This is a genomic window from Acetobacterium wieringae (genome assembly GCF_001766835.1).
In the GTDB taxonomy this organism is placed as follows: domain Bacteria; phylum Bacillota; class Clostridia; order Eubacteriales; family Eubacteriaceae; genus Acetobacterium; species Acetobacterium wieringae.
This window is the reverse complement of sequence record NZ_LKEU01000015.1, coordinates 1-13815: the sequence shown is the minus strand read 5'-3', so window position 1 is coordinate 13815 and position 13815 is coordinate 1. Positions and strand designations below refer to the sequence as shown.

The window sequence follows — 13815 nt, the reverse complement described above, 5'->3', positions numbered from 1 at the left end:
ATACAACATTTTTCTTATCATACTTTTTTTACCCTGATTTATCAAGAAGATTAGTCTCTTTCCTGTAAATAATTAAAAGAATATCAAATCTTCTTTATTTTATCTCGATATGTTATAATAATCAATTGCATAGATGTTACGTGAAACAGCGATTAATAGGAACATGAGGTAAAAATGAATAAAAAACCAGAACTGCTGGCTCCGGCCGGAACCACGGCAGCTGTGATAGCGGCCATCAACGGTGGTGCAGATGCAGTCTATTTTGGTGGCAAATCCTTTAATGCCCGTCGTAATGCCGAAAACATGACGGACGATGAGATTAAGGAAGCGGTCACCCGATGTCATCAGCATGGGGTGAAAGTTTATGTCACCTTGAATATTTTGATCAAAAACAGTGAAATGGCAGAAGTGGTCAATACGCTTAATTTTTTAAAAACCCTTAACCTGGATGGCTTGATTGTTCAGGATATCGGGTTGATTTATCTGCTCCGACATTATTTTCCGGAATTCAAACTGCAAACCAGCACCCAGGCTTCCGTTTATGGGTTGGAAGGGGTGCTGTTTTTTCAGAAACTTGGTTTTTCCCGGGTGGTGTTGCCTCGGGAAATGTCACTAACCCAGGTGGCTGATATTAAAAAGAAAACCCGGATTGAATTAAAAATATTCGCCCATGGAGCCTTGTGCTACGCCTATTCCGGTCAGTGCCTGATGAGCAGTATGATTGGCGGCCGTAGTGGGAACCGGGGGCTCTGTGCCCAACCCTGCCGGAAGCATTACCAACTCTTCGATGAGAACGCCCGTCTGGTAAAGGAAGGCTATCTTATCAGTCCCAAGGACTTAAATATTTTGGATGCGCTTCCGGTCGTTAGCGCTTCTGGCGTGGATTCTTTAAAAATAGAAGGACGGATGAAAACACCGGAATATGTTTATGGAATCACCCGGGCTTATCGGGAAGGCATCGATGCTGCTGCCGGAGATGAGGTTGATCAAACCATCGATAATCGGGCCGTCATGCAGGTGTTTAACCGGGATTTCACCCGGGGCCATCTTTTTAATGAAGCAGATATTCTCAATGCTCAGGTGGGTAAGAACCGGGGTGTTTTAATTGGTCAGGTTGTCAGTCTTGCTAAAACTGCCAAAAATACAAATCATAAAAGCACCTATCAACCGCTGGGGATTCGTCTTTATGAGGATGTGCAACTCAATGTTGGGGATGGGTTATCCTTTGGCGAGGACGGCAAAACAGGAACCAGAGTCGATGCGATTTTCACGCCGTCAGGTCGCCGGTGTGAACGAGGCCTTGGTGGCGAAACCGTGGTCATTCCCTGTCGCCATGGGGTTTCACCGGGAACACCGCTATATAAAAATTTCGATAAAAACTTAATGGACAGTCTTACAAAACGGGGCTCCGAATCGCTTGATCAACCAGCTTCGGCAGTCAATTTCAAACTGTACCTGAAGCTCGGCAAACCGGCAGAAATAGTCGCTTCTGCACAGGGGTGCGCAGTCACCTATCGTGCTGATTTTTATCCCGAAGCACCACTAAAAAATCCCATTGATGAGGCGATGGTGCGGGAGCAAATTTCCCGGATCGGTGGCACTGGCTTCGAACTGGGTATCATTTCCATGGAATTGGATGATCAGGTTTTTCTATCCCGTAGTCAGTTAAACACCTTGCGTAAAGAAGTGCTGATTAAACTGACACAGAAGCTGGCTGACACTGAAAAAAAAGAGGTCAGTCCCGATTTGTTACATTCAACCATTACAATTGTGCCGTTGGAAAAAGAACTTTTGGCCAAACCGGAGCGATTAAAAAAACGGCAATCAGATGGTGAAAAGAAACAGGTTTCACTATCATTTGAAAAAATGCCAATGATCGACTTTTTAATGCAATTGGATGGACTGGATCAGGTTGTGTTGCCTTTATTGGGGGAGGGCGTAGCAGAAAAGACCGCCCTCTTGAAGGATCGGGGAATCACAGTTTTATTGAAGACGCCTAAAATTATGGATGACCAGATGACTAAAAAAGTGCGGCAATTACTAAAAAAAGAGTTGAATCAGGATGGCTTTTTAATTGGTAATTATGAAGCGTTGCAACTGCTGAATAAAACATCATCTTATGTGGAGGCCGATTTGTCGTTTAACGTGTTTAATACCCTGGCAACTCGGGCATTAAAAGAGTGGGGTGTTGGTGGTGCCGTGTTATCGCCGGAACTTATTGAAACCGAGTTACAAGAAATTACCGAGCATTCTGAGATTGATATGGTGTTACCTGTTTATGGTGTTCAGGAGCTGATGGTCAGTAAAAAATGCCTGTTTGGCTGCAAAAATTGTCTGGAAAAGAAAAAAGGAACAACTGGTTTGTGTCATCGGGAGATGTCCGGTAAACTGCTCGATGAGCGGGGTTTCAGTTTCCCGGTGGAGCGGGATGATCAGGGCTTGATTCATGTCTATAATGGCGACACGCTATTTTTGAGAGAAGAAATCCTTGAATTGAAGTCCGTTGACACCTGGCGAATCTACTACCATAACGAAAGTATAAAAAAGTTAAGAACCATCATCAGTTATTACCGACAGGGAATTTATGACAAGCATTGGGGTCTTCCCGAAGGGTTGGGAACTGAAGGAACCACCCGGGGGAGTTTTAGACGAGGCGTAAAATAGAGGAGTGAAATAATACATGGATCAAAGAAGCTTAAAGGTCTTGGAATATCATAAAATATTAAAAAGCCTGGGTGAACATTGCGTCACCCAGGGTGGGAAGGATCAGGCAAAAAATCTATTGCCCCAAGAAAGCCTGACGGCAGTTAATCGAGCGCTTGATTTAACCAATGAAAGTTTGGGGATGATCCTCCGCAATGGTCGACCACCGCTGGCAGATGTACCGAACACCAGTGATTATGTCAAGCGGGCGGCCATTGGTTCGATGCTGTCAATGAAAGAACTGTTGTCGATCGCCACGCTCCTGCGGATTGCCCGGGATATGGATAATTATTATCAGGGGGACACCCAGATGGATACCCTTGTTTTGCTCAAGGATCTGTTTACCTCACTGGAACCCTGTGAAGAGTTGGAAAAAGAAATCAGCCGCAAAATCCTGGGACCGGAAGAAATGGCCGACAACGCCTCACGGGAGCTGTCCCGGATTCGCCGGGAGATGCAGTTTAAATACAAGCGGATCACCGAAAAACTGAATCAAATGATTAGTTCTACTGCCTATGAAAAAATCCTTCAGGAAAAAATTGTGACGATCCGGAACAACCGCTATGTTATTCCGGTTAAACAGGAATACCGCAGCCAGGTGCCGGGGATTGTACTGGACAAATCGGCCAGTGGGGCAACCCTGTTTATTGAGCCGATGGCGGTGGTGGAACTGAACAATGATATTAAAATTCTGGTTACCGAAGAAGAACACGAAATCACCCGGATTCTCAAAGATCTGACCCAGAAGGTAGCTGATTTGCGGGATGAAATTATCTGCAATTATGAGGTGCTGGTGGATCTGGATTTTCAGTTTGGCAAGGGCAAGTATGGTCTAACCATCAATGGAGTTCGTACCAGTGTCTCAGAAACTGGTTCCATTGAGCTGCTTAGGGCCAAGCATCCCTTGATTCCGGAAGACCAGGTTGTCGCCTCGGATATATATTTTTCCGCAGGCATTGATACCATGGTGATCACTGGGCCCAATACCGGGGGAAAAACAGTCTCATTAAAAACCATCGGACTATTGAATTTGATGGTGCAGTCCGGATTGTTTATCCCGGTTCGGGAAGGCAGTAAAACCCGGATTTTTGGTGATATCTTTGCCGATATCGGGGATGAACAAAGCATTGAGCAAAGCCTGAGCACCTTTTCATCGCATATGACCAATATCGTGACAATTATGAATAAGGCTGATCATAACTCACTGGTACTATTTGATGAACTGGGGGCCGGTACCGATCCGACCGAAGGGGCCGCCCTGGCCATTTCGATTCTAAATGCACTTCATCTGCGTCGGGTTACCAGTGTCTCCACCACCCATTACAGCGAGCTGAAGGAATATGCCCTGGTCACTCCGGGGGTGGTTAATGCCAGCGTTGAATTTGATGTCAAAACCCTGCGGCCCACTTATCGCCTGTTAATTGGCGTGCCGGGAAAATCCAACGCTTTTGAAATCGCCATTCGCCTGGGGCTGGGTGAGGACATTATTGAAAATGCCCGCGACCTGATTAAGAATGAAGCCATCCGCTTTGAAGAAACCCTGATTAAAATTGATGAAAAGCGGCGTCGTACCGAAGCTGAGCATGACGCCATTATTCGCCTGAAGCAGGAAACCGAAGCGCTGAAACGCCAAATGGATCGGGAAAAGCAGAAATTTGAGAATGAACAAAAAGCGCTGCTGCAAAAAGCCCAAGAAGAAGCAATGGAAATTGTTAAGAAAACCCGGGCCGAAACTGAAGAGATTTACCGGGAAATCCGAACCATTCAGGAAACGACGACCACATCCATCAAGGACAATAAAGAATTGGAAGCGATTCGCAAACGGATCAAAGAAAAAGAGAAAAATCTCTATCAGTTTGGCAGCCGACCCAAAGATTATCAGGGGGCAGCTTTGGAAATGGATGACCTGAGTGTTGGGATGAAGGTTTATATCAACAGCCTGCGTCGGGAGGGAGAGGTGTTAAATCTGCTGCCCAACGAGAACAAAGCCATGGTTCAGTCAGAGATGATCAAGCTAAAGGTTGATGTAGGGGATTTGAGCATGTCAACGGCCCTGGCCAAGCCGGAAGAAAAAAAGGTGACCTTTAAAAAGGTCGAGCGTCATGTGATGGAGACCAAACTTGATCTCCGCGGCAAAAATGGTGAAGAATCTCTGTTTCTGGTGGATAAGATGATTGGGGATGCCATGCTTTCAGGAAACAAGCAGCTGGTAATTGTGCACGGCAAGGGTACCGGCAGGCTTCGGGAGATTATTCATGAATACCTGAAAACAAACCCGCTGATTGAAGATTTTCGCCTAGGGGCCATGAACGAAGGAGGCTCTGGGGTAACCATTGTCAATCTCTAGGCATGCGGCAAAATGGGATAGTCGGAGCGTTAATGGCCGAGACGCAGAGGACTCGTTATGCAAAAAATTGACAGAAACATCGATTAATAATACAATTAATGGGAAAATTTTGCAGACCTATTGAATTTTGGAGGAAATATGATTTTATCGGATAAAACCATTTATAAATATCTGGAAAGTGGGGAGCTGGTCATTGATCCATTGGAACAGGGGCAGGTACAGCCAGCCTCGGTGGACATTCGTTTGGGAACCAGTTTTTTAAAGCTGGATGAAAATAATTTTGAGGCCATGTCCTTGACGGATGAAATTAAGTATATTTCCATGGAAGCGGATGAAATCATTATCCCGTCCAATTCCTTTCTTTTGGCAACCACCATGGAATACATCAAGCTGCCCTGCAATCTGACTGCCTTTGTTGAAGGGCGTAGTTCGATCGGTCGAATGGGTTTATTTATTCAGAATGCAGGCTGGGTAGACCCGGGTTTTGAAGGCGAGATTACCCTGGAGCTTTATAACGCCAATCGCTTACCAATTAAACTGGAAAAAGGCCGACGGATTTGTCAGCTGGTTTTTGCTCAAATGGATGATATGGCATTGAATCCTTATCAGGGGAAATATCAGGGCCAGCGTTCAGCAGTGGGAAGCCGGATTTTTTTGGATGAGGAATGCTAATTCAAATCGTAAGAAATTGGGCCGTATGGGAAAAGGATCGAAACAATGAACGAAATATATTTAGATAATGCGGCAACCACCAGGGTTCATCCCCAGGTGGCGCAAAAGATGATGGATACCCTAGTTAACAATTACGGGAATCCCTCATCCCTTCATCGCCTGGGGATTCGCAGTGAACAGGCGATTAAGGAAGTCCGGGGATTAATCGCAAAAAACCTGAACTGTCAAACCCAGGAGATCTATTTTACATCCGGTGGGACAGAAGGCAATAATATGATTATCCAAGGGGTGGTGGAGAATAAAAAACGGGAGCGGATGCGGATTATCACCTCAGCCATCGAGCATCCCTCGGTACTGGATGTGTTTACCTTCTATCAGAATCATCAGATTGAGGTGGTGGTTCTGGGGGTTGACGCTCAAGGACATATTGATTTGACGGAGCTGCAAGCGGCTATGAACGAGGATACCATTCTTGTCAGTATTATGGGGGTAAACAATGAGCTGGGAACCATTCAGGATCTCAAAGCGATTGGCAAAATCGTTAAGGCGGTTAATGCCAAGTGTGTTTTTCATGCTGACTTTGTTCAGGGCTTTATGAAAATTCCCATCGATGTGCAGGCCAGCATGCTCGATGCCCTGACCCTGTCCGGACACAAGATTTTCGGGCCGAAAGGCGTGGGCGCCGTTTATCTCAAAAAGGGTACCGACATTAAACCCCTGCTGCGGGGCGGTGGCCAAGAAAATAACCTTCGTTCAGGTACGGAAAATGTTCCGGGGATTGTTGGCTTTGGTGAAGCCGTTCGTTTACGAAGCGACTCATTTATGGATGAGTTTGAAGCGATCCGAAACGTGCGTACTGTCTTTATCAACGAATTAGAGACAAAAATTGATGACATCAAAATCAACGGTGATCCTAACGGCAGTCCCTATGTACTTAATGTTTCATTTAACCGGGTTCGGGGCGAAGTACTGCTGCACAGCCTTGAATCCAAGGGAATATTTGTTTCCACCGGCTCAGCCTGTTCGTCGCATAAAAAGGAGAAACAGTATGTCCTTAAAGCCATCGGGCTGGCCGAAGAATACAAAGAAGGAACCATTCGCATTAGCTTTTCAAAAGACATTAAAAACGATGATGTTAAAACAGCAGTGGCCGCCATTGCCCAGGCAGTCAGTAGCTTGCGGCTGTTGATTAAGCCAAACAAAAATAGATGACAGGAGCAAAAAAATTAATGGAACATGTTATTCTGGTTCGCTATGGGGAGATTGCCCTGAAAGGGTTGAACCGAAATTATTTTATCGAATTATTGGCAAAAAATATTCGAAATACCCTGAGAAGTGTACCATCGGCGAAAGTTAAAAAAATTCAGGGACGTCTGATTGTCAATGTGAGTGATGAAGATCTGGATCGGGCGATGGAACGGGTGCAAAAAGTATTTGGGATTGTGTCCATCAGTCCGGCCATTGTTATTGACAGTGAAATTAAGACAATTGAAGAAAATGCCATTGAACAGGTGCGGTCCACCGAAGGAATAAAAACCTTTAAGATTACCGCTAAGCGGGGGGATAAAACCTTCCCGATTAAATCACCGGATCTGTGTTGCCGTCTGGGCGAAGTAGTTCTGGACAACATTGAAGGGATTACGGTGGATCTTCATAACCCAGACCTGAATCTGTGGGTGGAGGTTCGCGAACAAACCTATATGTATCACCAGTTTATCCCCTGTAACGGCGGCTTGCCAGTGGGCTGCAGCGGTAAAGCAGCACTGCTTTTGTCCGGCGGGATTGACAGTCCGGTGGCTGGCTATCTGATGGCCAAGCGGGGGGTGGAAGTCATCGGGGTCTATTTCCACAGCTTCCCTTTCACCAGTGATCGGACCAAGGAAAAGGTTATTGATCTGGCTAAAATCATGAGCCAGTATTGTGGCAAGATCAAACTTTTTGTAGTGCCTTTTACTGAGATCCAGACCAAAATTGTGGAGATGTGCCCGGAACGGCAAACCACCATCATCATGCGGCGCTATATGATGCGAATTGCTGAGATGATTGCTCACAACGAAGGTGCCAAGGCGCTGATTACCGGAGAAAGTCTGGGGCAGGTGGCCAGCCAGACAATGGAAGGACTGGGAGCTACCAATGCGGTAGCCGAGCTACCGGTTTTTCGACCACTGATTGGTTTTGATAAAACCGAAATTGTCAAAATTGCCGAAACCATCGGCACCTTTGAAACTTCGATTTTGCCCTACGAAGATTGCTGTACCATTTTTGTGCCCAAACATCCGGAAACCAAACCCAAGGTTTCGGAGATGCTCCGCTCCGAAGAAAAAATTGCGGAAATGATGGGTGCGATGATGGAAACCGCCGTGGCCGAATCCGAAGTGGTCAAACTCTAGGAGAAACTTAAACACCCGTACAGACCAATGACCAAGGGTCATTGGTTCAAGTCCAATCGGGATCACCATTTATTAGATAACAAAGCCATTTGCAGGATTAATGCAAATGGCTTTCTTGTATAATTAACCAATTGGGAAGACATTCAGCTTTTGGTCATTTTCGTAGAGAGCATCAATGATTGATGCTGTTTTTGGTTTGCGAGGCATGTTGCCGAGCTAATGGACAGAAGAAGACCTGACAACCTGGCTAATTGGGAAGACAAGCTGTAAGCAAGGGCGTTTCCGGCGACGGAAGGGTCTGAAGGAAGCGATGGCGGTGTTGGAGCGGAACGCAAAAGCTTTTTGTGCATAAATTTAAGATAAACCAAAAATATTTTATAGCCAGTTTTTAAAGTGAGGCGTATAATAAAAAGTGCAGGAAAAAATAACAAAAGTTGAAGTAAGTACATAAATTAAAAGGTTACAGCTTGTCCGAAAAATAAATACAATCTTGTCATTAAAACCATGATTGAAAAAAGTCGGTTGGTACTTGATAAAAAAGTAGCTGTGAGTATTTTTATTGTGGATGAATGAACAAGTGGAAAACAAAGTTTCAAACTGAATTATTGTGAAATGAGGATTTTAATGAATTTTCCAGAAAAAATATTTAAATACAGAGCATTTAATAATTTAAAATATGTGAATGAAATTTTCGAAAAGAAACGTCTTTATCTGGCAAAAAGGAAAGAATTAAATGATCCATTTGAAGGGTGTAATTTTAGTGTCAATCTTGGGGTTGCGGGACAAGGCATAACAAAGGCATTAAAAGTACATCATCCAATTATTGAAGAACGATTAGATCGCTACCGAATTTTGTCATTGAGTGAGAATTGCAGAAGTCCTCAAATGTGGGCACATTACGCAGATAATTATAGAGGATTTTGTTTGCAGTTTTCGACTCTAAATACATTTAAACAGATTAAACCAGTTTCTTATATACCAAGTGATATAACGCATGAAGAACAAAAAATTCCAGGTGATGAGAACAAGCTCCTTGAAATAATAACCGATTCATATTTTAAAAAATGTAAAGAATGGAATTATGAAAAAGAGTATCGGATTCTAAAACCAGCAAGTGAAGAATACCTTGAATTTGATATTGAAGCGCTGGAAACAGTAATTTTGGGCATAAATATCTCGGAAGAAAATAAACGAAATGAAGAAATATTAATAAACCATGCTCAAAAAAATGGAATTAGAGTATTAAAAATGTTCATCTCAAATGAAAATTACAAGATACGTTTTTTTGATTATGATACAAAAATTCAATACACTGGGAGAAATATTGAAGAATATGAGTGTAAGGATATATAAGAAAATTTAGGTTTCATGCCGAAAAAGTCGGGAATCTTACTTAGGTGTCAGGAATTACGAAAAATTCTGATCAACGACATGGTTGACGGGCGGTTTAAGAAAGCGATGTTTCGAAAATTTTTGAGAGGAATATAAGTGGAAGGTTTCAAAAAAGCACATAAAGAACTAACTGAAGTCTATTATGAAATCAATCAAACGAAGAAAAAATACGGTGACTATTGTAAATGCTCATTTCATCTGCATACGCCGGCATCATATGATTATGCCTTGCTGGAGGAGAAACGTGAAAAAGATGGCGGGGATTTTTATTTGAGTTGTACCGAAAAAGAATTGCGTGGGATTTGTGCCAAATATAATTTAATACCGGAAACAGCAGAATTTGATATCTCAAATGATCCTCGTTTTGAAGTATTCGAACATTTAAAAGAAGCTTTGACTTATTTGTTAATCGCTCAAGAGCTTATTAAAAAAGAAATTGAGATGGTTCTTATCACAGATCACAACACGATTGAAGGGCATAAAAAATTAGAAGTTGCAATAGAGATAATGAAAGACTATAAACCTTGTAATGATGTCTATCCCGAAGTAATTTTGGGGGTTGAAATAAATTGTGCAGATAAAAACCATGTTGTTGGTATTTTTAAGAGCGATAAAGATTCAAAATTAAAAATTGAGAAATTTCTTGATGAAATAATTCTATCAAAACAGGATGGAGCTTATTTTACGAGCATCCAAGTGATGGAAGAAATTGTTAAACTAAAAGGGATTCCCTATATCGCACACATCGACACCTCTAATATGTTCAAAGAGTCAAAATATCTGAGTGGTGCTTATAAAAAGAAACTCCTGAATTCACGTTGCTTTCATGCGGTTGGATTATCTAACATTAGTAATCAGGGAATGTATGCAAAAATGATTGATGAATATCGTGATCATGAATGTTGTTTTCTTGTCGATGAAGATTCACATAGCATTGATACGATCGGTTCAAAAACATTCTGGTTAAAGGGTAAAAAACGTGATTTCCATACAATAAGGAGCGCTTTTCGCGATTACAATATCTCATTGCAGTATGAAAAACCGGAAAGACCACAAATTTATATCAAAGGCCTATTATTAAAAAATGGTAAAAATGGTTTTTTAATCAACCAGAAAAATGGTAAGAAAGAAAATTTCTGTTTGAATTTTTCAGATTCATTAAATTGCTTTATCGGTGGGCGTGGTTCCGGGAAAAGTACAATTTTGAAATTAATTGATTTCGTATTAAGGCAGAACTATGGCTCTAAAGAAGACTTGGAATATTTCTGTAAATTAGGATCAGTATGGTTACTGATTCAATTTGAAGAAAAAGAATATATGCTCAACTTTTATCCACCAGAACGAGAGAATGAGGGGGAAACATTTAGCATTTTAAAATATTTTTCGAATACGGTTAATCATAGACATCATTACAAGTATGAATTTGATAAAAATTCAATTGAAGAATACACTTTAAAAAATCTGATTCATCTATACGAGGTAGCGATCATAAATGACAGCGTAATGTCGCAGAAAGTAGTTGAAAAAAAAGCGTTGCTGGAAAAATTTTTTCATGTTCACTATTCATTCAATGAACTGGTTCAAAAAGCCAACGGTGAAGAAATAAATCAATATATTTATAGAATAATGTTTTCAGGTTTAAAACGTAATCAGTCGAAAATACAACGGGAAATTCGTTCCGAAAGAGGTTTGATTAAAACGTTGGATTTATTGGAAGAATCATTAAACACAAGAAAAAGCGATGTATTAACGGTGTTGAAGCCATTTAATGAAAAGCAAAATGGCATTTTAAGGATAACTTACTCACAAGATTTGAGACCGGATTATACTTTGAATTTTGAAGTGTTACTATATGGCGAATACGGTTGTAAGAAAAATAACCTATATCATCAATTTAATATCTATAAAGAAACCATTGTGGACTATTTGGAGTCGTTGTCGTCGAAGATTGGTTTGCCCAAATTGCTGCGTTTGTTTTTGATGAAGAAGTATGCTGAAATCAATCACATAAATGATATTGTCTCTTTTTCATTGGATTTAACAGAAAAATTGATTGAACGTGGCGTTAGAACGGTTGAAGAAAACCAGGAAGAGGTTCTTGATTTAATTCAAAAGAAACTCTTTAATAATAATATTGCAAAAATAAATAATTTCTTATGCGAACTACCGAATACATCAGACAATTTCAATCTGGAATTTAATATTAATAACAAAGAGCAAGGTGAACATTTACCTGAACTTTATCGAAATATTAGAGATTTATCTCTGGGCCAAAAAGTTGTAGCGCTACTTTCATTTGTGATTGGCTATAGTGAGTTTTCGAATGATTTCACGCCATTGATTATCGATCAACCGGAAGATAACCTGGACAACCAATACATCTATAAAAATCTTGTAAAGCAATTGAGAGACATTAAATCAAAAAGGCAAATTATTCTAGCTACTCATAATGCAACAATTGTGACGAATGCGAAAGCAGAACAAGTAATTGTGATGGAGTCGAACAATATTAATGGTTGGATAAATAAAGAAGGTTATCCAACAGAAAAAGGGATAAAACAGTCTATTATTAACCTTCTTGAAGGAGGGAAAGTATAATGTTCACAAATAGTTGGACACAAAATCCAGAAAATAAGATAAACTATACACATGAGTAAAAAACGACGAACCTGGACCCCTGAGGAAAAAGCAACCATCGTACTGGAAATCCTCAGAGAAGAAAATACGTTAGCTGAGATCGCAAAAAAGCATGAAGTATCTCAGCAATTGTTAAGCCGTTGGAAAACCGAATTTATCGCCAATATGTCAGCCGTCTTCAATAAGAAAAATGAAGATGTGGTCCTATGTCAAGATTTAGTACAAATTAAAATGAGAATTTGACACCCACATTTTAACCTGCTATTTGTAAATTTTCATTTTGTGTTTTAGTAAAAAGTTTTTCAAAATTATTCGGCGACATATAATTACAATGACTGTGGATTCGAGTTGTATTATAAAAGGTTTCCAGATACTCAAAGATCAGCCGGTAAGCATGGTTATAATCAAGGATTTTAAAGCGATTGAGCCATTCACGTTTAATAATGGCATGAAAGGATTCAATGCAGGCATTATCCCAGGGATATGCCTTTTTAGAATAACTTCGCTGCATTTTTGCCGTTGCCTTCTGGTATTCTTTTGAAACGAACTGACTGCCGCGGTCACTGTGAATGATCAATGGCGCATCGAGATTTCGACGGCTTTTAGCTTTATTAACAGTGTCGATTACACAGGAAACTTCCATTGTTTTTGACAGCGTCCAGGCAATGATTTTTCGAGAATACAAATCCATGATACTGGTTAGATAAAAAAATCCGTCCATTGTCCAAATATAGGTAATATCGCTGCACCAGACAGCATTGGGGCGTTCGGGATTAAATTGTTCGTCAAGAATATTTCTGAGTTTTTTACTGAAGTCAGAATCTTTAGTCGTGATCGTATAAGGTTTGATCCATTGAGCTTTGATACCCATTTGTTTCATGTATTTGCCGACAGTCCGCTCAGCAATTATTTCACCGCTCTGTTTCAATTTTTCGGTGATTTTCGGAGCTCCATAATTTTGCTTTGAGTCGTTATAAATGGTCTCAATTTTGGTTTTAAGAACTTCCTGTCGTTTTTGGGTATTCGATGGTTTTCTGTTAATCCATGATCGATACCCGGTTCGTGATACACCCAGTTTTTGCAGCATTCCGGAGACGGAAACCCGGCGCTTCTCGTGATGAGCAGCTTCCGCCTTTTTAGCAATCTCAACATAAATCGCTTCGGTTATTTTCCCAGAATGCCGATGGCCTTTTTTAGGACATCCAATGCATCTTGGGTATCACGCAACTCGCGTTTTAAACGCGCGATTTCTTTACTTTCATCCGATGCATAATTACCTGAACCACGACATTCAATACTGCCGCTGTCCTGAAGTTCCTTGCTCCATTTTCCCAGCGTGCTGTAACCAACGCCGAGATTTTCAGCGCATCCACGCAGACCGAGTTCCTTGTGTTCTTCATAGTACCGGACTGCATCCAGTTTGAATTGTTTATCATGTTGTTTTGCCATAATGAGATCCTCCTTCAGTACGATTCTTTTATCGTACCATGTTTTTATTAATTTTGGATTTTCTCATTTCGATTTGTACTATTTTTATTCTAGCACCAATGTTGACAAACTCAAACAGGAGCATGAAGATGAAAAGGAGCTGCTCGTAAAGAAAATAGGCGAATTAACACTGGATGTCGATTGGCTTAAAAAAAAACAAATTCAAATCTCTCAAATGAAGAAAAA

At 41.2% G+C, this 13815-nt stretch carries 10 protein-coding genes; 8 read left to right on the top strand and 2 right to left on the bottom strand.

Features of this window, described 5'->3' with window-relative positions:
• Positions 1 to 174 precede the first annotated feature (174 nt).
• The 8 genes from ACWI_RS03630 to ACWI_RS03595 all read left to right on the top strand — a co-directional run bounded on the left by ACWI_RS03630 (position 175) and on the right by ACWI_RS03595 (position 12384).
• Positions 175 to 2664 carry a U32 family peptidase gene (locus tag ACWI_RS03630; protein ID WP_070370072.1) on the top strand — a complete coding sequence of 830 codons (2490 nt, stop codon included), beginning with the start codon at positions 175 to 177 and terminating at the stop codon, positions 2662 to 2664.
• A gap of 16 nt (positions 2665 to 2680) precedes the next feature.
• Positions 2681 to 5050: an endonuclease MutS2 gene (locus ACWI_RS03625; RefSeq protein ID WP_070370071.1), complete on the top strand. Its 2370-nt coding sequence runs from the start codon at positions 2681 to 2683 to the stop codon at positions 5048 to 5050.
• Positions 5051 to 5188: 138 nt separating this feature from the next.
• Entirely contained in the window at positions 5189 to 5722 is a 534-nt protein-coding gene (gene dcd, locus ACWI_RS03620) for a dCTP deaminase (RefSeq protein WP_070370070.1), read from the top strand.
• Positions 5723 to 5767: 45 nt separating this feature from the next.
• Positions 5768 to 6934: a cysteine desulfurase family protein gene (locus ACWI_RS03615; RefSeq protein ID WP_070370069.1), complete on the top strand. Its 1167-nt coding sequence runs from the start codon at positions 5768 to 5770 to the stop codon at positions 6932 to 6934.
• A 17-nt stretch (positions 6935 to 6951) separates the two neighbouring features.
• Positions 6952 to 8112, top strand: coding sequence for a tRNA uracil 4-sulfurtransferase ThiI (gene thiI, locus ACWI_RS03610; protein WP_070370068.1), 1161 nt, complete (start codon positions 6952 to 6954; stop codon positions 8110 to 8112).
• A gap of 624 nt (positions 8113 to 8736) precedes the next feature.
• Positions 8737 to 9465 (top strand): DUF2971 domain-containing protein, encoded by a 729-nt coding sequence (locus tag ACWI_RS03605; protein ID WP_070370067.1) that lies wholly within the window; start codon positions 8737 to 8739, stop codon positions 9463 to 9465.
• A gap of 135 nt (positions 9466 to 9600) precedes the next feature.
• Entirely contained in the window at positions 9601 to 12102 is a 2502-nt protein-coding gene (locus tag ACWI_RS19295; RefSeq protein WP_070370066.1) for a Spaf_1101 family AAA-like ATPase, read from the top strand.
• Between the two features lie 51 nt (positions 12103 to 12153).
• On the top strand, positions 12154 to 12384 hold the full coding sequence (locus ACWI_RS03595) for a transposase (RefSeq protein ID WP_070370065.1): 231 nt from the start codon (positions 12154 to 12156) through the stop codon (positions 12382 to 12384).
• A 10-nt stretch (positions 12385 to 12394) separates the two neighbouring features.
• On the opposite strand, the gene ACWI_RS03590 is transcribed toward ACWI_RS03595, so the two are convergent.
• Both ACWI_RS03590 and ACWI_RS03585 read right to left on the bottom strand, forming a co-directional pair.
• Complete coding sequence (locus tag ACWI_RS03590; protein ID WP_242871573.1) at positions 12395 to 13285, bottom strand: IS3 family transposase; 891 nt, start codon at positions 13283 to 13285, stop codon at positions 12395 to 12397.
• 20 nt (positions 13286 to 13305) lie between these two features.
• A complete protein-coding gene (locus ACWI_RS03585; RefSeq protein ID WP_070370063.1) occupies positions 13306 to 13590 on the bottom strand; it encodes a transposase in 285 nt (94 codons plus the stop codon).
• Positions 13591 to 13815 lie beyond the last annotated feature (225 nt).